Source organism: Lentibacter algarum, assembly GCF_018860975.1.
Taxonomy (GTDB): Bacteria; Pseudomonadota; Alphaproteobacteria; order Rhodobacterales; family Rhodobacteraceae; genus Lentibacter; species Lentibacter algarum_A.
The window spans coordinates 284,649-304,522 of sequence record NZ_JAHKQI010000003.1 but is presented as its reverse complement, the minus strand read 5'-3'; the positions used below and the strand labels follow the sequence as shown (position 1 = coordinate 304,522).

Below are 19,874 nucleotides of genomic sequence, written 5' to 3'. Positions count from 1 at the left end.
GCTTTGCGGTGGTGTAAGTTGGCGTGACGCTGGTGAAAGGCCAACAGTATGAGTTTTCCAAGCCCGAGAGAAAGACACCCCATTCGGCTGCCTGATGGATCACCGCACGAGGGCAGCGTGTTTTTGAGTGCTGCAATAGATCACCCACGCATTGACGTTGGCGAATATACTTACGCCAGCGCGCACAACCCTCCAAGCGATTGGGCCGCATCGCTTGCGCCATATCTCTACGACTTTTCGCCAGAACGACTGATCATCGGCAGATATTGCCAAATCGCCAGTGGAGTGCAGTTTATCACTGCAAGCGCAAACCATCGGTTCGACGGATTTTCGAGCTTTCCCTTTGCAGTGTTTGACGGGCCGCTTGAGGGCCGCGCGTCGATGCCCGAGGCCGGTGCCGACACGGTTATAGGCAATGACGTTTGGATCGGAACGGGGGCCATGATCATGCCAGGCGCGCAACTCGGTGACGGGGTGATCGTTGCTGCGGGTGCTGTCGTTGCAGGAAATGTACCAGCTTATACGATTGTCGCTGGGAACCCTGCGCGCCACATTCGCCAACGGTTTCAAGATGAGATCGTCAGTGCGCTTCTGAAGACCAAATGGTGGAACTGGCCAATCGAGCATGTGCTTGCGAATGAAGCGGCCATTTGCGGAGCTGATTTAAGTGCACTTGAGGCCGCGGCGGCCAGTTTGACACCATAGCTATTGTTGCTAGTTGACAGCTTTGTTACGGTTTTGGAAACAATGTTCTGAAAAGATACCTGTGGCATGAGCAACCCTTATGAAAACCTAGCCGAAAAAGCCTTTTGGCGCAGTGCGGTCGCTGACAAGGGCGCGCATGGGCTTGAACGACTTTGGTCTCCACGCTTCGAGGTTAAACCCGAGCATCGTATCGTGACATCGGGCAGCTGTTTTGCCCAACATTTTGGCAAAGCTTTGTCTGCGAGGGGGTATTGTTGGTTTGACGCCGAACCCGCACCGCCTTGGCTACGCGGCGAAGATGCCAGCGCGTTCAACTACGGTGTTTTCAGTGTGCGAACCGGTAATATCTATACGCCACGTATGTTGCTGCAATGGCTTAAGCAGGCCTTTGGTGATGCAAAAGCAGGTGAGCTCTGGGAACTAGACGGGCGTTGGTATGACCCTTTGCGGCCCGTGATCGAGCCTGAGGGGTTTACAAGCCGCGACGAACTGCTCGAAGCACGCCACGCGACACTCGTCGCGATGCGAAAAGCTGTTCGTGAAGGCGATGTCTATGTGTTCACGCTCGGGCTGACAGAATGTTGGCGAAACACCGAAAGCGGGTTGGAGTATGCTCTTTGTCCGGGCACTACGGCTGGCACGCAGTTTGACGCCAAGCTGCACCGTTTTCACAATACGCCTGTATCCGAGGCTGCGAGTGATCTTGAAGCCGCTATCGCTTTGTTGCGCCGCGAAAATCCGAGTTTGAAAGTGCTGCTCACAGTGTCGCCGGTTCCGCTTATCGCCAGCGCCTCGGGCGAACATGTTTTAACCGCAACCAGCTATTCCAAGTCAGTGTTGCGCGCGATTGCAGGCGAAGCCGCAGCGCGCCATGATAACGTCGACTATTTCCCTTCCTATGAAATCATCACGCATCCGGTGTTTCGGGGCATGTTCTATGCCAGCAATATGCGCAGTGTTGAGCCACAGGGTGTGCAGACGGTGATGTCACACTTTTTTGCCGAACAAGAGCGGGTTTTCGGGCCTCCAAGTTCGGTTCCGACGAAAAAGAAGAAGGCCAAAGGAAAGAAGCGAAAGTCTTCAGTGCGTTCAAGTGATGTTAAATGTGAGGAGGAACTTTTGAGTGCCTTTGAGAAGTAAGAGCCTGCTCATTTTCGGGGATAGCAACCTCGCGTCCGTGCAACATGCAACACGTCAGGGGTTACTCAACTTTAAGGCCGGTCAAATCGAGTTTTGGGGGGGTGCAGGGTCCGAGTTCCGCCACATCCATTTTGGCAAAGGAGGCATGCAACCGATCAAACCCTCGGCAGAGGAAATGGTGCTGCGTGTCAACGGAAACGGGCGCAAACGGATCGCGCCAAACGATTTTGATGTGTTTGTTTTTTATGGCGTCAGGCTTCGGCTGGCCGAGTTCTTTGCACCCTATCTAAGCCTGCTCGCGGATGAAGACTGCGCCGTGAGCGATGCTGTGTTACGTTGTGCTGCAGATACGTTCCTGAACGACAGACGCAGTGTGCGTATGGCTGTAAAATTCAAGAAGGCAGGGGCGGCGCGGATCGTGTTTGCCTATGCCGGATTTCCGGTTTGGGGCATCGTTGACCAAACCGAAGAGGGCCGCATTTTAAGCAACTACCCCATTGTCACGCAGGCAACCGAGAAAATGCGGCAGCGTATATGGAATGCGCTTATCGCGGCGTTTGAATCCCGAGGCTTGGAGTTGCTACACCAACCTGAAGACATGATAACCCAAGGCATGTTCACGAAAGGTGAATACGCGGTAGAGGGCGCTGTTGAGAAGCAAGACGCCAGCCACAAAGCGCCATCCTATGCGGCGAAGCTTCTAAACGGTTTGTCGCTCTGAGGGAATTCTCGCAATAAGATCAAAAACGCCTTGATTTCCGCCAGCACACATTCTATCCGGAAGCTCTCTGCAGGGGTGTAGCTCAGTTGGTAGAGCGACGGTCTCCAAAACCGTAGGTCTGGGGTTCGAGCCCCCACGCCCCTGCCATTTTCTCAAAATTGCGTTACGCCACTGGCGGTGAAAACCGCAGGCTCAGGCAAGACATGCCGCCATCAAGCTTGGCAGCCTCGGTGTTGCCCACGAGGCGCAGGTTATACCCAGCTTTGTCAAGCATCTCGGCGGTTTTCGGGAAGCCCGCAGGCATGATCACCAGCTCGTTAAAGCGGATCGCATTGGCGCAGGCCTCTTCTCCTTCGGCGGTGTGCAGGACTTTGTAGCCCTCGAAGCAGCCCGATACGCTCAAGCGCTCGGTCGAGAGGATGGTCTCTTCATCCAGCAAAGAACAGTCGGTTTTGAAATGCAGCACGCCTTCGGGCGTGTGGACTTCGCGGACAGTGTAGCCCCAGTCAGCCGTGGCACGGCGTAGGGCTTCGATGCCGCCTGTTGTTGTGCGCGCCGAGGTGCCGACCAGTATTTCACGCTCGGTTGTCAGAATGTCGCCTCCTTCGATAAAATCAGGCGCATCAATTGTGCGGATGTCGCTGTAGTAACTGGCAAGCGTCGGGGCCAGAACGGCAGCTTCTCCGAGTCTGGAGGGTGCTCCGGGCCGCATTACGACGGCGCCTTTGGGAAGACACAAGGCTGCGTCTTCAATGAATACACTGTCGGGGTAGGCTTCGTCTGCTTCGAGCAGCTCAACCTTAGCGCCTGTCGAGCGCAGAGCGGCCACATAGTCGGCATGGTGGGCCTCAAACAATGCAAGGTCGGGCGTTCCGATGTCGATCGCGCGCAGACCGTCGATGATGCTTTTGGAAGGGCGACGCGAGATCGCGTGGGTGAAAGTGTATGAGCGCGCTGACATAGATACCTCTAGCTGCGGGTTTGTTTTGGTATGCGGTTTTCAAGATAGCGGAAGCCGAGCACAAGGACGCCCGTGAGGCAGAGATAGATTGCTGCGACAAACAACAGCGGCTCGTAGATCTTGTAGGTTTCTTGCCGCACGATGGAGCCGATGCCGTAAACTTCAAACACTGTGATCGTTGCAGCCAAAGGTGTGGCTTTGAGTGTCAGGATGAACTCGCCTGTAAGTGTCGGAAAGGTGTTTTGCAAAGCTCTCGGCAGCCAGACGCGGCGCAACACTTGAAAGGGTGTCATGCCGACAGCGCGGGCGGCCTCAAGCTCGCCTTTGGGCACACCACGAAAGGCTCCGCGCATGATCTCGCCCTCGTAGCCCGCTACGCTGAGCGAGAAGGCCAGCACGGCATAGGGGAAGGCCTCGCGGAGGTAAGGCCAGAGGAAACTGTCACGGATGCCGGGCATCGACGGGAAGAGCGAGCCGACGCCGTAGTAGATCAGCCAGAGCTGGATGAGCAGGGGCGTGCCACGAATGACGGTGGTAAAGCCGCGGGCCAGCCATGCCAGTGGGCGTGGGCCAGTGACTTGGACAAGCCCGATAGGGATCGCGAGGGACATGCCGATCAGGATCGACCAGAATAGCAGCTGAATGGTCAGCCAAAGCCCTTCGCCAAAGCGCGGCAGATATTCGGGGAGCCAGGACCAATCCATGCGCTAACTCTGCTGCGGTTGGCCACGACGGAAGTGTCGCTCGACCAGTGAGAAAACGCCCGTCGAAACAAGCGAGAGCAATAGGTAAAGCGCACCGGCGGCACAGTAGAACAGGAAGTAGGACTTGGTTGCACCGGCCGCCTGCTTGGTTTCAAGCGCCAGTTCAGAAAAGCCGACAACAGCAAGCAGGGCTGTTTCCTTGGTGGCTATGAGCCAGAGGTTGGCAAGGCCGGGGATAGCGAAAGGCACCATTGCTGGCAGGATGATCCGCCAGTGAGCCTTGAAAGCACTCATACCGATGGCGCGAGCAGCTTCGATCTGCCCGAAAGGAACAGCCTGAAACGCGCCGCGCAGAACCTCGGTTGAATAGGCACCTTGCACAAAGCCGATGACATAGATGCCCGCCCAAAGCCCGCTGATGTCTATGCGCTCGAACCCCATCGAAGTGAGCGCAATGTTGAGCAGATCAGTGCCGAGATAGTAGAGCAACAGTATCAGCACCAGCTCGGGAACGGCGCGAATAACTGTGGTGTAAACCGCCAGTGTGCCCCGCAAAACAGGGCCGCCATAAATTTTACCAAATGCGCCGAACAGCCCGAGCGTTAGGCCCAAAGCGTATGCGCCAGCGGCGATTTGGAAGGTGCTCCAGAGCCCACGCAACAAGTTGCCGCCCCAGCCGGGGGGCGAAAGTGCGAGAGGTTCGAGCGCGTTTTCCATGGAATGCAGAGTAGTCTGGAATGTGCTCCAAAGCCCACGCAGCAAGTTGCCGCCCCAGCCGGGGGGCGATAGTGCGAGAAGGTCGAGCGCGTTTTCCATGAAACTAGGTGAAGTCCTATGAAGTCAAAGTTGCGCGCCGAAGAACACTCTCCGGCGCGCGAGAGGCCTTAGCCGCCGTAGATGTCGAAGTCGAAGTATTTCTTACCGATTTCGTCATAGGTGCCGTTCTCGCGGATCATTTTGATCGCTGCGTTGAACTTGGCTGTCAATTCGGCGTCGTCTTTGCGAAGACCTACACCAACGCCCGGGCCGAAGACTTCTTCGTCTGACAGCTCGGCTTTAACTTCAACACTGTCGTTTGACGCAAGATAGTCAGCGAAAGCGATTGAATCGCCAACAACGGCGTCAACGCGGCCTGCTGTCAGGTCGGCGTTGTGCTCGTCAAAGGTGCCGTAGGTTTTGACAGTTGCGTTAGGAAAATGCTTCTCTGCATAGTTCTGGTGGATGGTTGAGACCTGCACGCCGATGATCTTGCCATCGGTTTTCGTACCGTCGATCATCATGTCTTTCGGCGCTACGAGAACGGCTGGTGTGTTGTAGTATTTGTCGGAAAAGTTGATAGTCTTCATGCGCTCTTCTGTGATCGACATAGAGGCCACGATTGCGTCGATTTTGCCGCCCAAGAGTGCAGGAATGATGCCGTCCCACGCAACGTCAACAACAACGCATTCTTCTTCCATTGCGGCGCAAAGCGCGTTCTTGAGATCAACTTCGAAGCCTTCCCATTCGCCAGCTGCGTTCTTGGCTGTGAAGGGTGGGTAAGCTTCGGCTGCAAAGCCGATTTTGATTTCGGCTGTAGCGGCTGTAGCAGTGATTGCCAGAGCGGCAACTGTGCCAAGGATGTTTGTAAGTTTCATGGTATTCTCCCGGTTTAACAATTGTTTAGTGGTCTGTTTGAATGAACGCAGCGAAGCGTTCACTCGATGGGTTGTTGAAGACATCACCTGGCGCGCCACGCTCTTCGACGCGGCCTTCGTGCAGATAGACAACTTCAGACGACACGTCCCGCGCGAATTTCATTTCATGCGTGACGAGGATCATGGTGCGGCCTTCTTCGGCGAGGCCTCGAATAACTTTAAGCACTTCTCCGACAAGCTCGGGGTCAAGCGCTGATGTGGGTTCATCAAAAAGCATTACTTTGGGTTCCATCGCAACAGCGCGTGCGATAGCGGCGCGTTGCTGCTGCCCACCCGACAGGAACGCGGGATACTGGTCGCGTTTCTCATAGAGGCCGACACGTTGCAAAATGCTCTCGGCGCGTTCGCGGGCCTCGGCTTTGGGCACTCCAAGCACTTGTACCTGGCCCTCCATAACATTTTGTAAAACACTCATGTGCTGCCAGAGATTAAAGCTCTGAAACACCATGCCGAGTTGCGATCGCAGGCGGGTAACTTGCTTTTTGTCAGCGGCCATACGCTTGGCGCCACTGCCCTTAAACTTAAGTTCTTCACCGCTTAGACGGATGCTACCCGAGGTTGGCATTTCAAGCAGGTTGATGCAGCGCAAAAACGTGCTTTTGCCTGAGCCGGATGAGCCGATGATCGAGACTACGTCACCTTCGCGAGCGGTCATCGACACGCCTTTGAGGACTTCCAGTTCACCGAACGACTTGTGCAAATCCTGCACTTCTAGCGTTGCTGACGGGCCGTTTGAATGAGGTTTTTCAGTCATATTTCCGTATGCGGTTAGGGATGCAAGGGCCTCTGAATGCAAGAGAATCCTTACGGGGCAACAGTAGGAGCTTAGTGCGTAACCCTTGCTGCGCAACTGTTTTCCTAGAATTTTCGGATGACTATGGCGATACGGAGTTATGCGAGACGAGAAAAAACACTGGATTTATCAAGCGAATTTTGGGATGCAGTAACGACGAAATGCTAACCATCTGCACGCTGAGCTCCGGCATAAAGGTGAGATATAACCCATAGGAGCACTCCATGCTAAAGAATGATAAACTCGAAGAGTGGGACCGCGACAACTTTTTCCACTCGTCAACACACCTTGCCGATTTTGCCCGAGGAGACTTGCCGCAGCGTGTTATCACCGGCGCAAAAGGCTGCCATATTGAAGACCGCGACGGCAACCGACTGCTGGACGCCTTTGCCGGGCTATACTGTGTAAACGTTGGCTACGGTCGCAGCGAAATCGCCGAAGCGATTGCTGAACAGGCGCACGAACTGGCTTACTATCACTCCTATGTCGGGCACGGAACCGAGGCGAGCATTACGCTTGCCAAGATGATCCTTGATCGCGCGCCAGAGAACATGAGCAAGGTTTACTTTGGCCTTGGTGGCTCTGACGCAAACGAGACCAATGTCAAGTTACTCTGGTATTACAACAACATACTTGGCCGCCCTGAGAAGAAGAAGATTATCTCTCGCTGGCGCGGTTACCACGGCTCGGGGCTGATGACAGGCTCGCTGACGGGGCTTGAATTGTTTCACAAAAAGTTTGACTTGCCATTGACGCAAGTGCTGCACACCGACGCGCCGTATTATTTCCGCCGCGATGACCTGAACCAGTCAGAGGCCGAGTTTACGGCGCATTGCGTCGCAGAGCTTGAGGCGATGATCGCCCGTGAAGGCGCAGATACAATCGCGGCGTTCATTGGTGAACCCGTGCTTGGGACTGGCGGGATCGTGCCGCCCCCGGAGGGCTACTGGCCTGCAATTCAAGCGGTGTTGGACAAGCATGATATCCTGCTTGTTGCTGATGAGGTTGTTACTGGTTTTGGACGATTGGGCAGCATGTTCGGCTCAGATCACTATGGTATGAAGCCCGATTTGATCACCATCGCTAAGGGGCTTACATCGGCCTATGCACCGCTTTCTGGCTCGATTGTGAGCGAGAAAATGTGGAAGGTTCTGGAGCAAGGCACCGACGAGAACGGGCCCATTGGCCATGGTTGGACCTACTCTGCACATCCTATCGGAGCCGCTGCTGGTGTTGCCAACCTCAAGCTGCTTGATGAGTTGAAACTGATCAATAACGCTGGTGAAACAGGTGCTTACCTCAATGCAGCTATGCGCGATGCCCTAGGCGAACATGCCAATGTCGGTGATATTCGCGGAACGGGAATGCTCTGTGCCGTCGAGTTTGTGCAAGAGCGTGAGGGCCGCAAGTTCTTTGATGCAAGCGAGAAAACCGGCCCGACGATTGCTGCTGCTTTGCTTGAGCAGGGGGTGATAGGACGTGCGATGCCACAGGGGGATATCCTGGGCTTTGCTCCGCCGTTCTGCCTGACAAAAGCCGAGGCTGACGAGGTCGTTGGTAAGACGGCCAAAGCTGTAAAATCCGTTCTGGGCTAGAGCCTAGAACTCTGGCACATTGTGGCGAGTGATCTTGCGTCAGGGGGCGAGAGTAATGCGCCGAATTGGCCATGTGATAATAACGATGCTCTTGGCCTGCGCCCTGTTTTGGGGGGCAGGCTTGCGGGCTGAGCAGGTGACGGTTTTTGCTGCTGCGAGCCTTAAGACCGTGCTGGATACCTTGCGCGATGAGTTTGAAACTGGCACCGGACACAAGCTGCGTTTAGTCTATGCCGGATCGTCGGTTCTGGCCCGTCAGATCGGACAGGGTGCGCCGGCAGATGTGTTCATTTCGGCGAACACTGACTGGATGGATGTGCTTGAAAAGCAAGGCAACATTCGACTGAACAGCCGTGTTAACTTGCTCAGCAACAGGCTTGTTTTGATCGCGGCCGAAGACGGGCCTTTACTGCCGCCTGCCGCTTTGGTTGGCACGCAAGGTCGCATTGCGATGGGCTTGGTTGAGGCCGTGCCTGCGGGGATCTACGGCAAACAAACATTGCAGACTTTGGGCATTTGGAACGCTTTGAAGCCACGCGTTGTGCAGAGTGATAACGTCCGCGCGGCCCTTGCTTTGGTCGCTCGCAGGGAGGCTGATTTTGGCATCGTTTATCAGAGTGATGCGCGAGCAGAACCACGGGTATTTCAGCGATGGGAGTTTGCTCGAAGAGGTGAGCCTGCGATCATCTATCCGGCAAGCCTTATGCCTGACGCAAGCGCGGCGGCGGCTGAATATTTGGAGTTCTTGCAGAGCAGTGAAGCGAGAAAAACCTTTTCTGAACAGGGCTTTGAGACATTGGGGCTAGTGAAGTGAGCTGGCTTGGTCCTCAAGAGTGGCAGGCGGTTTTGCTGTCTCTCAAAGTCGCCTTCTGGGCCACCGCGCTAAGCTTGCCTGTCGCAATTTTTACGGCTTACGCATTGGCGCGTTGGGTGTTTTACGGGCGGCAAGCGCTTAACATTCTGGTCCATTTACCTTTGGTTATGCCGCCGGTTGTGACGGGGTATTTGTTGCTGGTTTTGTTTGGCACACAAGGGCCTTTGGGCGTTGCCTTGGAGGCCATCGGCCTGTCGATAGCGTTTCGCTGGACGGGGGCGGTTTTGGCTGCGGCGATCATGGCGTTTCCACTTATGGTTCGGGCAATCAGATTGTCGATCGAGGCGGTTGATCCGGCATTGGAGGAGGCGGCTGCGACGCTTGGTGCATCGAGAGTCTGGGCCTTTGCGACAGTCACTTTGCCACTCGCCTTGCCCGGAATTCTGGCCGGAGCGGTGCTTGGTTTTGCAAAGGCGATGGGGGAGTTCGGGGCGACGATTACATTTGTTTCCAACATCCCCGGTGAGACGCAGACTTTACCCTCGGCTGTCTATGCATTCCTGCAGGTTCCGGGCGGGGAAAGTTCGGCGTTAAGCCTGGTGTTAATCGCGGTTGTCGTCGCTACTGGTGCGCTTGTTGCATCGGAAATTTTGGCGCAAAGGATGAACCGAAAGGCCTCGGGAGAATGAACCTTTCAGTTAGTATAACTAAGCAATTTCAGGGGTTTACTCTGAACTCGACACTGGAACTTCCTGACGGGATTACTGTGCTGTTTGGCGCGTCCGGTTCGGGGAAATCAACGCTTTTGGGCGCGATTGCCGGGCTGGTGACACCAGATGCGGGGCGTATTCAGCTTGGCGAGCGAGTGGTTTTTGACAGCCAAGCCAAAGTTAATGTGCCAACACACAAGCGCGGGCTTGGGTATATGTTTCAAGATGCGCGTTTGTTTCCTCACTTGAGCGTTGAGAAGAACTTGAACTACGGATCTTACTTTGCGGTTAACAAGCCGAGCGAGGCCGAGAAACGGCAAGTGATCGAAATGCTGGGCATCGGGCATTTGCTGAAAAGGCGCCCTGTGAAGCTGTCAGGCGGAGAAAAGCAGCGCGTGGCGCTTGGGAGGGCGTTGTTGAGCAAGCCGGACATGCTGCTGGCGGACGAGCCTTTGGCGGCTTTGGACGCGGCACGCAAAGCGGAGTTGCTGCCGTATTTCGAACGGTTGCGTGACGAGAAAAGCCTTCCGGTTGTCTATGTGACGCATTCGGTTTCCGAGGCCGCGCGCCTTGCGAATACCGTTGTTTCTATGGGCGACGGGCGAATTTTGGGGCAGGGAAGCGCGGCGGAAGTGCTGGCGGATCCGGCATTGGTGCCTGACGGGGTGCGCGGGGTTGCGAGCCTGTTGCAAGCGGTTGTGAGCAAACATTCTGACGACGGGCTGAGCGAGCTGGATGCGGGTGGGCAAGTCTTGATCTTGCCGCAGGTGAACCAGCCAGTTGGCAGTCAGCTCAGGGTGCGGGTCGCGGCGCAGGATGTGATTCTTTCCAAGACGCGCCCTGAGGGGCTATCGGCGTTGAATATTGTTGAAAGTCAAGTTGTTAGCTTGCGTCAAGGTGGAGGCCCTGGCGCGATTGTGACGCTGGAAACCGCCGCCGGAGAGCTGCATGCGCGAATTACACGGCGGTCGCTGGAAAGGCTTGATTTGCAAGTCGGGCAGAGCTGTTTTGCCGTGATCAAAACCGTGTCGATCGCCCGCGAAGATATTGGTTAACAGGGCGATTTAGGCTTAACAGGGCGAGTCACAACCCGTGCATACCGCAGTGCATAATGCGTGCTGACAGTTTTGCGCGGCGGGTTAACAGAAATTAACTTAATGCGGCGTACGGTGCGGGCCCTGGCGCTCAGCCGATGGGCTTATTGTATTTGATGAAGGGTGTCAGGGTTGCGACGCGGTCGTAAAGTTTGCGAGCCGTTTCGTTAAAGTCCTGTGTCATCCAATAGACTGTTGTGATCTCGTCGGCGGCCGCTTGGGCATGCACGGCCTCAATGAGAGCGCGGCCTGCGCCTGTGCCGCGGGTTTCGGGCGCGACGTAGAGGTCTTGCAGGTAGCAGGTGTTTGCGGCTGTCCACATGTGACGATGATACAGAAAATGCGTGAGGCCAACGGGCACGCCGTCAAGCTCGGCGATGAGGCCTTGGAATTCGTTGTCTTCACCCGAGAGCAGGCGCGCGAAGCTGATGTCGTAGACCTCATCAGCGACGCTGGTTTCATAATAGTCGAGATAGGCGGTCCAGAGGTCGGCCCATGCCGCACGGTCAGAGGCTTTGACGGGGCGGATTGTGAGGTTGGTCATGTAGTAAGGTCCTTACGCGGTGTGCAGGCCCAAGAGCGCACGGCATTGGGTGAGTTGTGCACAGGCCAGATCAGAGGCGGCTCCGGCCGCGATGAGAGCAGCAGCGAGGCTGTCGGTATAGAGCAAGAGCGGCACGGCTGACTTGCTTGTGAGGCTGGCCTCAACGGCTGCGGAGTATCCTGCGAGCAGCGCCTCGGGCGCGGGGGCTTGCGGCAAGGCGAGTGCAGCAAGGTGATTGGCTTCGGCGGCTTGCAACTGCTCCAGCGCATTGGCGTCGCAAGAGATTTCAAGCGGGGTGCCGGAGGGATGCTGCAAGAACAGGCGGCGCAGGTTATGCGCGCCGTAGTAGGCGAGCAGCTCGGTTAGGGGCGGGGCGATGACGTGATCAAGCAAGCAGCTTTGCAGGGCAGACTTGTGCTCGCTCAGCAGAGATACACCAGCCGCGAGGCCGGGGCCGTAACTTCCGTAGTCTTTGCGAAAGACCACGAAGAGCAGTTCATAGTCACGCTCGATCTTGTGCTGATGATAGGCGAGGTCATAGGCGAAGTAGGTATAACGGCCCTCGGCTCCGGTGAGAGGGCGGTTGCGCAAGTCAGCCAAGGGCAGCGTGTTGAGGAACAAGCGTGCTTCGGGCCTTGCCGGAGCTTGAGCGAGCGGAGCCTCGTTGGCGTCAAGCAAAGCACCTGTTGCGGCGAAACTTTTCAGCAGCGTAGGCAGGCGGGCCTCTGCGGCGACTTCGGCATCGGTTATGAACGTGTCATGGCGGATGTTGAGCGCGGCGAGATCGGATATGATCGTGGCGAGGGCTGTGTCTGTGGCGGCTTTGCGGATGGCGGGGAGCCATGTGTTTTCATCGGCTTGCAGGAGGTGCCTATCAAGCGTCGGGCGCAGGGCCTCGGCGATGGCGGCGGTTTCGCTTTCCTCATGGCCCGAGAGAAAACCGGCCGGCTCGGTGAGGCAAGCAAAGACACCGCGCGCCAGTGCGTCGGCCTGTGGGCCTGCGTCGTTGACGTAGTATTCACGGGTCACGCTCCAGCCGCTGTGAGCCAGCAGGTTTGACAGCACATCGCCGGTGAAGGCGGCATAAGCATCTTCGGCACGCAACCGGCGGTTGGGGTAGGCCGAGACGAACTCGACGTTCGCAGAACGGCCTGCGCCATTGGTGATGTTGAGATCATCTGTCATGCTCTTGGCGATAGCAGATTATCGCGGCGCAAGGAAAGGCTTTGCTGTTTTCATTGCTGGCATTTCGGCCTATGAAAGCGCGACTTTTATACCAGATTTTAGGCCAAAGCGGGATGCACCCATGACAAGCACAGAAACGAACCCTGTGACCCAGACGTTGATTGACACATTGCAGGACAAGGTTTTGGCCGCGTTCGAAGCCGTGGGCTATGAGGCCAAGTTTGGCGGCGTGCGGGTGTCTGACCGCCCTGACATTGCGGATTTTCAGTGCAACGGTTTGATGGGTGTTGCCAAGTCGCGCAAGATGAACCCGATGGAAGCTGGCGGCGCGGTGCTTGAGGCGCTTGAGCTTGACGGGTTGTTTGAGGCCGAGGTTGTGAAACCGGGTTTCTTGAACTTTCGGGCGACTGATGCGGCGCTGGTTGGCTTGGTTGCGGCAAGTGTTGCTGACGCGCGTTCGCTGGCTGGCAAGGTTGATGCGCGCAAGATCATGGTTGATTACGGCGGGCCGAACCTTGCGAAAGAAATGCACGTGGGACACTTGCGTTCGGCGATTGTCGGGCATGGTTTGATCAACATGTTGAAGTTTGCAGGGCACGATGTTGTCAGCGATGTGCACCTTGGTGACTGGGGTTTGCAGCTTGGGCAACTCATCACCCAGATTGAAGAAATGCGGCCTGACCTGCTTGATGGTGGCGACGGCGACGAGCTGACAATGGAGAACCTGCAAGAGTGGTATCCGATTGCCTCGGGCCGCTCGAAAGAGGACGATGATTTCCGCGATCGTGCGCGAAATGCGACGCAGGCTTTGCAGGCCGGTGATGCGCGGTATTTGGCCCTTTGGGAGCGGATTGTTGCGGTGAGCAAGGCCAGCCTGCGCCGCGACTATGGGCGGCTTGGCTGTGAGTTCACGTATTTTTACGGCGAGAGTCGCTATCAGGATATGCTCGGGCCGATTGTCAGCAAGCTGGAAGACAGCGGCGAGGCGGAGCTTTCGGAAGGCGCGATTGTTGTGCACCTCAAGGAGGGCAAGAAACTGCCGCCTTTGATGCTGCGCAATTCCAAGGGCGGCTATGGCTACGGCGCGACAGATCTGGCGACGATCGTAGACCGTGTAGAAACCGATGATCCCGAGTTTATTCTCTATGTGGTGGATGCGCGCCAGAAGATGCACTTTCAGCAGGTGTTTTTAGCGGCTAAGCAGACGGGGCTGAACGGGCGCGCTGTGCTTGAGCATACAGCCTTTGGCACGGTGAACGGCACGGACGGCAAGCCATTCAAGACCCGCGAAGGCGGCGTGATGCGCCTGCATGATTTGATGGAAGAGATGCACGCGGCGGCGCGTATGCGGCTTGACGAGATGGACAAGATTGACGCTTCACTGCGTGAAGAAACTGCTGAGCAAATCGCCATTGCGGCGATCAAGTTCGGGGAGTTGTCACATGACCGAGAGAGCAACTATATCTTTGATATGGATCAGTTTTTGCAGTTTGAAGGCAAAACTGGGCCGTATATCCAGTACACTTGCGTGCGGATTGCGTCCTTGATGGACAACGCGAAGGCGGCTGGGCTTGAGGCGGGAGCATTTGATCAGGTGAGTGACAATGCGCGGGCGTTGGTGCTGGTGATGGATGAGTTTCCAGCCAAGCTTGAACGCTCTGTAGAGACGCGCAAGCCAAGCAATATGGCTCTACATGTCTACAACCTCGCCAATGCGACAAATTCGTTTTACCAGTCAAACCGCGTGTTGGCCGAGGGTATTGATCCGGCTGTCGCGGCCTCGCATTTGGGGCTTTTAGCGGCGGCTAAGGCGCAGCTTGAGTTGGGCTTGGGGCTGCTCGGGATTGAGGTTCCGGCGAAGATGTAGGCTGGAGGCTTGGCAATGCGACCGGAGCGACCGGTGCGACCGGTGATTTTTGATCTGGACGGCACACTTTTGGACACGGCACCCGAAATTGCAGCCGCGGTGAATGACGTGTTTGCTGCCGAGGGCCATGCGGTTTTTTCACTGGCCGAGGTCACGGGGTTTGTTGGGCTGGGGCTGGCACATTTGGTGCATCTGGCGTGTCAGGCGCGCGGTGTTGAGGCGGCAGGTGAGGCGGCGTTGGCTGAGCGGGTTTTGGCAGGTTACACGGCGTCAGGCGGCACATACTCTGTGATTTATCCGAATGTTATGAGTGCTTTGGACGTCTTGAAAGCAAAGGGACACCCCTTAGGTGTATGCACCAACAAGCCGTTAGGAGCAGCGCGCGAAAACCTGAAGCACTTTGGTTTGACGGGCTTTTTTGACCTTGTGATTGGCGGCGACAGTTTTGAGGAACGCAAGCCGCACCCGAAGATGCTGCTTGAGGCGGCAAAGCTTGGCGAGGGAGCGGTGTTTGTTGGTGACAGCGAGGTTGATGAAGAGACAGCGCGGCGGGCTGCTCTGCCGTTTTTGTTCTTCACCGAGGGCTATTGCAAACTGCCTGAGGGAGAGTTGACGTTTGCTGGCAAGTTTAGTGATTTTGCAGAGCTTCCGGCTTTGGTTGCGGCACTGGGCCAGCGATAAGCACGGCTCCTTTGGCGAGGTGTCCACGCCAAAGGAAAGCAGGTTTTTGGTTAGTCTTGCTCGGCCAGGAAGCGCTCGGCCTCCAACGCGGCCATGCAGCCCATGCCAGCCGATGTCACGGCTTGGCGGTATTTATGATCGGTCAGATCGCCTGCTGCGAAGACACCGGGGATGGATGTTTCGGTGCTGTCTGGCTTGGTGACAACATAGCCGCCCATGTGCGTTTCAAGCGTGTCTTTGACCAGCTCGTTTGCCGGAGCGTGGCCGATGGCGATGAAGATGCCCTTGGCGGGGATATCGGTAATCTCGCCGGTTTTGGTGTGTTTCACCTTAACGCCTTCAACGCCGAGGGGCATGTCAGTGCCGTAGATTTCATCAACTTCATGGAACCAGAGCGGCGTGATCTTGGGGTTCTTCTCAAGGCGGTCAATAAGGATTTTCTCGGCGCGCAGCTCGTCACGGCGGTGAACCAGCGTGACTTTGCTGGCGAAATTGGTGAGGAAGAGCGCTTCCTCGACGGCTGTGTTGCCTCCGCCAACAACAACGATCTCTTGGCCACGGTAAAAGAAGCCGTCGCATGTGGCGCATGCCGAGACACCGAAGCCTTTGAACTTCTCTTCGGTTTCAAGGCCAAGCCACTTGGCCCGCGCGCCTGTGGCGAGGATAACCGCGTCGCAAGTGTAGACTGTGCCACTGTCGCCTTGGGCTTTGAAGGGCCGCTCTGAAACGTCAAGACTGGTGATGATATCGCCAATGATCTCGGTGCCCATCGCTTTAGCGTGCTCTTCCATCTTGATCATCAGATCAGGGCCTTGCACCTCGGTAAAACCGGGGTAGTTCTCGACATCGGTCGTGGTTGTAAGCTGGCCACCTGGCTCAAGGCCTTGCACAAGCAGCGGCTCAAGCATGGCTCGGCTGGCGTAAACGGCAGCGGTATAGCCCGCAGGGCCGGAGCCGATGATCAGAACTTTTGTGTGACGTGTCTCAGCCATATTGGCCCCCATTATGCAGCAATGTTACTTCGTTTTGCGATATATCCTCGCGCGGGTAAGGATAAAACCCCAACACGACGATTTGATGAATGTTTAAATATGTTGCGCGCTCTTGTAATAATCTTGCGTCTGTTCCATAGCTCAGAGGAACTTATGCACTCTAGGAGCAGCAAATGCCCATCAACCGCCTCGATGAGATTGACCGCAAAATTCTGGCTGAACTTCAGGCAGACGGGCGGATGACCAATGTTGAGCTGGCAAAACGTGTTGGCATTTCAGCGCCGCCTTGCCTGCGTCGCGTGCGCACACTGGAAGAATCCGGTTTTATACGTGGCTATCATGCGGAAGTTGATCCGCGCGAACTTGGCTTTGAGGTGCAAGTCTTTGCGATGGTCGGCTTGGTTAGTCAGGCCGAAGTTGATTTGTCAGCCTTTGAAGCGCGGTGCAATGCGTGGCCATTGGTGCGTGAATGTCATATGCTCAATGGAGAAGTCGACTTTGTGCTCAAATGTGTGGCACCTGATTTGTCGACATTTCAAAGCTTTCTGACCGAACACCTGACATCAGCCGACAACGTGGCCAGTGTCAAAACGTCGTTGGTTATCCGCGGTGCCAAGGATGAGCCGGGTGTGCCTTTCGAAGTGCTTGAGGAGCGCCTTGCGCGCGATTCCTGAAAGGTAGCAACAGGGGCGCTCGCGCCCCTCTGCCTTCGGCATTCACCCCGAGGATATTTGGACCAAGAAAAGAGTTTCTTAACCACTTCATGCAAATCTACAGGAGCGGTACAGGCGGGGACGCCGATGACCGCCCAAGGAAAAGAATGTATTTCTTTTAGGGGTGTCTTTAAGGCGCCCCTTTTTCTTGGGGAAAGTATCCTGGGGGTTTGGGGGCTAGCCCCCAATTGGTCGGATTTGCGCAGCAAATTCGATTTTCGTTCTACGCAAACGGATCCTCAGGATATTCAACGCCAGCCAGATAGAGCCCGTCCGGAGAGCAAACAGGCCCACAAGCTGCGCGGCTTTGGGCTTCCAAGGCGGCCTTTACCTGCGCGGGCTCCCACGAGCGAGCTCCGACTCGCTCTAATGTTCCGACAATTGAACGCACTTGGTTATGCAGGAACGAACGAGCGCTGAGGTTGAAGTGATACTCGTGTCCGGCAGCGACTTCATGTTCACTGATCGTCAGTTCATCTAACGTTTTCATCGGGCTTTTGGCTTGGCAGATGGTTGAGCGGAAAGTTGTGAAATCATGGTGGCCAAGCAAATATTCAGCCCCCGCGCGCATTGCTTCGATGTCTATCGGGCTTTTCACGTGCCAAACCAGACCGACATCATGCGTAGGCGGTGCACGTCGTGCGAGCATACGAAAATGGTAGCGCCGGGAAAGCGCCGAAAAGCGCGCGTGCCAGTCGTCATCGACCCGCGCCGCGCCGACAATTGCTACCGGCAGTGGTTTGAGGTGAAAGTTGAGTGCTTCAGATAGGCGAAAGGGCGTCCATTCTGCATCCATGTCGCAATGACAGACTTGCGCCATGGCGTGCACGCCGGCATCTGTGCGGCCAGCGGCGGCAATATTGTGTTCACGTTTCTCAAGTTTGCCCAAGGCAGCTTCGATCGCGCCTTGCACAGAGGCGAGCCCTTGTTGCTTTTGCCAGCCAACAAAAGGCGCGCCGTGGTATTCAACTTTGAGAGCATATCTGGGCATGGGCGCTGCATAGCCTGCGCTCAGGGTTCAGGCAAGCGGGGAAACGGCCGAGAAGGTTCCCCACTGGCGGGCGCTGGCTTTGGTGACTATCTTAGGCACAACAATGCAAACATCGGGGGCAGCGGCTTGGTTATATCCGCCATCGCAGACAGTATCACACGGCAAGTCGAGAACGTCACAGACACGGTGTCAGAGGTGTTCTTTGAGCCCGTTATCAGACTTGGTGTCACCGGCCTTGCGCGGGCGGGCAAGACGGTGTTCATCACCTCGCTTGTCGCCAATCTGATGGACCGTGGCCGTATGCAGGGCCTTGCGGCGTCACCGCGCATCGAGGCGGCGTTTTTGCAGCCGCAGCCTGACGACACCGTGCCGCGCTTTGCCTTTGAGGAGCACCTTGCCGCGCTCACTGGCCCAACGCCGCACTGGCCCAATTCTACTCGTGCGATCAGCGAGTTGCGCTTGTCTTTGCGGGTGAAGCCGTCTGGCTTGCTCGCCGGTTTCCAAGGCGCGCGCACTGTGCATATCGACATTGTCGACTACCCCGGCGAGTGGCTGCTTGATTTGGGTCTGATGGACAAAAGCTATGCCGAGTGGTCGGCCGAGGTCTTCGAGCGCATCGCAGAGCGCGAAGAGGCCGCGGCATACCTTGAGCGCGCGGCAAACACCCAAGGTGCTGACAAGCTGAGTGAGCCGGTGGCGAAGGCCTTGGCGGACGCGTTTACCAACTACCTCACAAAGGCCCGTGATGCGGGCTATTACGACTGCTCACCCGGGCGTTTTTTGTTGCCTGGTGAGTTGGCCGGCTCGCCTGTGCTGACGTTTGCGCCGTTGCAGCCCGCCGAAGCTGCGGGCCGCCGTTCGCTTATTCGCGAGATGGAGCGCCGTTATGAGGCGTACAAATCACGGGTCGTGACGCCGTTCTTTCGGGATCACTTTTCCAAGATCGACAGGCAGGTTGTGTTGCTTGACGCGCTTGGCGCAATTCACAAAGGCCCTGCTGCGGTCGAGGATATGAGAAACGCGATGGGTGACATCCTGAGTGCTTTCAAGCCCGGCCAGAATGCGTTTTTGAGCAAACTGTTCCTCGGTAAACGCGTTGAAAAGATACTCTTTGCCGCAACCAAGGCAGACCATTTGCACCACACCGAGCACGCCAAACTCACAGCCATTGTCGAGGCTATGGTGCGAGGTGCGTCTGATAAGGCCGGATTCGCAGGGGCCGACACGCGAGCGCTGGCGCTGGCCAGTTTGCGCGCCACCGTCGAAGACACGTTGAGCCACGAAGGCAGTAAGTTGCCTTGCGTTAAGGGCAGCTTGCTGAGCACAGGAAAGCAGGCGGCGTTTTATGCGGGCGAGTTGCCGAGTGACCCTGCAAAGCTCTTGGTGCCAGCTCGTGAGCGCGCGCAGGTCTGGCTTGATGCCGACTATCAGACAATGGAGTTCGCGCCTGCGGTGCTTGATCTTAAGCCCGGTGACGGGCCGCCGCACATCAGGCTTGATCGTGCCGCCGAGTTCTTGCTGGGTGACAAGCTATGATGTTGCGTCAGGCCACGCCGCTTGATGCGGGCACTGTCGGGGGCATCTTGTCAGAGTTCACCGAAGCCACAGACTGGTTGCCCAAGCTGCACAGTCGGGCCGAAGACATTAGCCATGCAGACACAATGATCACTCGCGGTTGGGTGCAGGTCGCCGAGCTTCAGGGGGCTGTCTGCGGCTTCATCGCTCGCAACGGCCCCGAGATAAATGCGCTCTATGTTAACCAGAGCGCGCGGGGCAAGGGTGTCGGATATAGCTTGATCCGAAACGCGCAGGCCATGTGTGGGCGGCTTGAGCTCTGGACGTTTCAAGCGAACACAGCTGCTTTGGCGTTTTATCGGCGGCAAGGGTTTGTTTGCACCGAAAAATCGGACGGCACAACAACAGACGAAAAGCTGCCCGACGTGCGGCTTGTTTGGCAAAAGGAAGGCTAA

21 protein-coding genes and 1 tRNA gene are annotated in these 19,874 nt (G+C 56.5%); 13 read left to right on the top strand and 9 right to left on the bottom strand.

The features are described 5' to 3' along the window. Positions 1 to 48 precede the first annotated feature (48 nt). The 4 genes from KO498_RS04255 to KO498_RS04240 all read left to right on the top strand — a co-directional run bounded on the left by KO498_RS04255 (position 49) and on the right by KO498_RS04240 (position 2,713). The gene (locus KO498_RS04255) at positions 49 to 705 is read left to right on the top strand and encodes a CatB-related O-acetyltransferase (protein ID WP_215958632.1); all 657 of its coding nucleotides are present in this window, start codon (positions 49 to 51) and stop codon (positions 703 to 705) included. Between the two features lie 66 nt (positions 706 to 771). Continuing rightward, positions 772 to 1,845, top strand: a complete 1,074-nt coding sequence (locus KO498_RS04250; RefSeq protein WP_215958631.1) for a GSCFA domain-containing protein — start codon at positions 772 to 774, stop codon at positions 1,843 to 1,845. A 145-nt stretch (positions 1,846 to 1,990) separates the two neighbouring features. Continuing rightward, the gene (locus tag KO498_RS04245; protein WP_215958630.1) at positions 1,991 to 2,566 is read left to right on the top strand and encodes a hypothetical protein; all 576 of its coding nucleotides are present in this window, start codon (positions 1,991 to 1,993) and stop codon (positions 2,564 to 2,566) included. A 71-nt stretch (positions 2,567 to 2,637) separates the two neighbouring features. Continuing rightward, a tRNA-Trp gene (locus tag KO498_RS04240) sits at positions 2,638 to 2,713 on the top strand. Positions 2,714 to 2,729: 16 nt separating this feature from the next. On the opposite strand, the gene KO498_RS04235 is transcribed toward KO498_RS04240, so the two are convergent. The 5 genes from KO498_RS04235 to KO498_RS04215 form a co-directional block, all read right to left on the bottom strand. Continuing rightward, positions 2,730 to 3,527, bottom strand: coding sequence for a dimethylarginine dimethylaminohydrolase family protein (locus KO498_RS04235; protein WP_215958629.1), 798 nt, complete (start codon positions 3,525 to 3,527; stop codon positions 2,730 to 2,732). Positions 3,528 to 3,535: 8 nt separating this feature from the next. Then, positions 3,536 to 4,231, bottom strand: a complete 696-nt coding sequence (locus KO498_RS04230; protein ID WP_215958628.1) for an ABC transporter permease — start codon at positions 4,229 to 4,231, stop codon at positions 3,536 to 3,538. A 3-nt stretch (positions 4,232 to 4,234) separates the two neighbouring features. Next, a complete protein-coding gene (locus KO498_RS04225) occupies positions 4,235 to 4,948 on the bottom strand; it encodes an ABC transporter permease (protein WP_252731271.1) in 714 nt (237 codons plus the stop codon). Between the two features lie 167 nt (positions 4,949 to 5,115). Next, positions 5,116 to 5,865: a transporter substrate-binding domain-containing protein gene (locus tag KO498_RS04220; RefSeq protein WP_215958626.1), complete on the bottom strand. Its 750-nt coding sequence runs from the start codon at positions 5,863 to 5,865 to the stop codon at positions 5,116 to 5,118. 25 nt (positions 5,866 to 5,890) lie between these two features. After that, a complete protein-coding gene (locus tag KO498_RS04215; protein WP_215958625.1) occupies positions 5,891 to 6,679 on the bottom strand; it encodes an ABC transporter ATP-binding protein in 789 nt (262 codons plus the stop codon). A 263-nt stretch (positions 6,680 to 6,942) separates the two neighbouring features. Here KO498_RS04215 and KO498_RS04210 point away from each other — a divergent pair, with 263 nt between their 5' ends. The 4 genes from KO498_RS04210 to modC are packed head-to-tail and all read left to right on the top strand — an operon-like array spanning position 6,943 to position 10,892. Further along, on the top strand, positions 6,943 to 8,313 hold the full coding sequence (locus KO498_RS04210; protein WP_215958624.1) for an aspartate aminotransferase family protein: 1,371 nt from the start codon (positions 6,943 to 6,945) through the stop codon (positions 8,311 to 8,313). 55 nt (positions 8,314 to 8,368) lie between these two features. Next, complete coding sequence (gene modA, locus KO498_RS04205; protein WP_215958623.1) at positions 8,369 to 9,127, top strand: molybdate ABC transporter substrate-binding protein; 759 nt, start codon at positions 8,369 to 8,371, stop codon at positions 9,125 to 9,127. Continuing rightward, positions 9,124 to 9,816 (top strand): molybdate ABC transporter permease subunit, encoded by a 693-nt coding sequence (modB, locus tag KO498_RS04200; protein ID WP_215958622.1) that lies wholly within the window; start codon positions 9,124 to 9,126, stop codon positions 9,814 to 9,816. The genes modA and modB overlap by 4 nt, the downstream gene beginning before the upstream one ends. Further along, positions 9,813 to 10,892 carry a molybdenum ABC transporter ATP-binding protein gene (gene modC / locus KO498_RS04195; RefSeq protein WP_215958621.1) on the top strand — a complete coding sequence of 360 codons (1,080 nt, stop codon included), beginning with the start codon at positions 9,813 to 9,815 and terminating at the stop codon, positions 10,890 to 10,892. Before modB ends, modC begins: the two co-directional genes overlap by 4 nt. Positions 10,893 to 11,022: 130 nt before the next feature. Here the strand turns inward: modC and KO498_RS04190 are convergent, their stop codons facing one another. Together KO498_RS04190 and KO498_RS04185 are read right to left on the bottom strand one after the other, a co-directional pair. Then, positions 11,023 to 11,475 carry a GNAT family N-acetyltransferase gene (locus tag KO498_RS04190; RefSeq protein ID WP_215958620.1) on the bottom strand — a complete coding sequence of 151 codons (453 nt, stop codon included), beginning with the start codon at positions 11,473 to 11,475 and terminating at the stop codon, positions 11,023 to 11,025. 12 nt (positions 11,476 to 11,487) lie between these two features. Continuing rightward, positions 11,488 to 12,660 (bottom strand): hypothetical protein, encoded by a 1,173-nt coding sequence (locus KO498_RS04185; RefSeq protein WP_215958619.1) that lies wholly within the window; start codon positions 12,658 to 12,660, stop codon positions 11,488 to 11,490. Positions 12,661 to 12,781: 121 nt separating this feature from the next. Between KO498_RS04185 and argS the strand changes: the two genes are divergently transcribed. Together argS and KO498_RS04175 are read left to right on the top strand one after the other, a co-directional pair. Further along, the gene (argS, locus tag KO498_RS04180; RefSeq protein WP_215958618.1) at positions 12,782 to 14,527 is read left to right on the top strand and encodes an arginine--tRNA ligase; all 1,746 of its coding nucleotides are present in this window, start codon (positions 12,782 to 12,784) and stop codon (positions 14,525 to 14,527) included. A gap of 15 nt (positions 14,528 to 14,542) precedes the next feature. Then, a complete protein-coding gene (locus tag KO498_RS04175) occupies positions 14,543 to 15,208 on the top strand; it encodes an HAD-IA family hydrolase (protein WP_215958617.1) in 666 nt (221 codons plus the stop codon). A gap of 50 nt (positions 15,209 to 15,258) precedes the next feature. Here KO498_RS04175 and trxB read toward each other — a convergent pair whose 3' ends face one another. Continuing rightward, entirely contained in the window at positions 15,259 to 16,200 is a 942-nt protein-coding gene (trxB, locus tag KO498_RS04170; protein ID WP_215958616.1) for a thioredoxin-disulfide reductase, read from the bottom strand. 173 nt (positions 16,201 to 16,373) lie between these two features. Between trxB and KO498_RS04165 the strand changes: the two genes are divergently transcribed. Continuing rightward, a complete protein-coding gene (locus KO498_RS04165) occupies positions 16,374 to 16,874 on the top strand; it encodes an Lrp/AsnC family transcriptional regulator (protein ID WP_215958615.1) in 501 nt (166 codons plus the stop codon). A 262-nt stretch (positions 16,875 to 17,136) separates the two neighbouring features. Here KO498_RS04165 and truA read toward each other — a convergent pair whose 3' ends face one another. After that, entirely contained in the window at positions 17,137 to 17,904 is a 768-nt protein-coding gene (gene truA, locus KO498_RS04160; protein WP_215958614.1) for a tRNA pseudouridine(38-40) synthase TruA, read from the bottom strand. 126 nt (positions 17,905 to 18,030) lie between these two features. Between truA and KO498_RS04155 the strand changes: the two genes are divergently transcribed. Both KO498_RS04155 and KO498_RS04150 read left to right on the top strand, forming a co-directional pair. Beyond that, on the top strand, positions 18,031 to 19,440 hold the full coding sequence (locus KO498_RS04155; protein WP_215958613.1) for a YcjX family protein: 1,410 nt from the start codon (positions 18,031 to 18,033) through the stop codon (positions 19,438 to 19,440). Beyond that, on the top strand, positions 19,437 to 19,874 hold the full coding sequence (locus KO498_RS04150; protein ID WP_215958612.1) for a GNAT family N-acetyltransferase: 438 nt from the start codon (positions 19,437 to 19,439) through the stop codon (positions 19,872 to 19,874). The genes KO498_RS04155 and KO498_RS04150 overlap by 4 nt, the downstream gene beginning before the upstream one ends.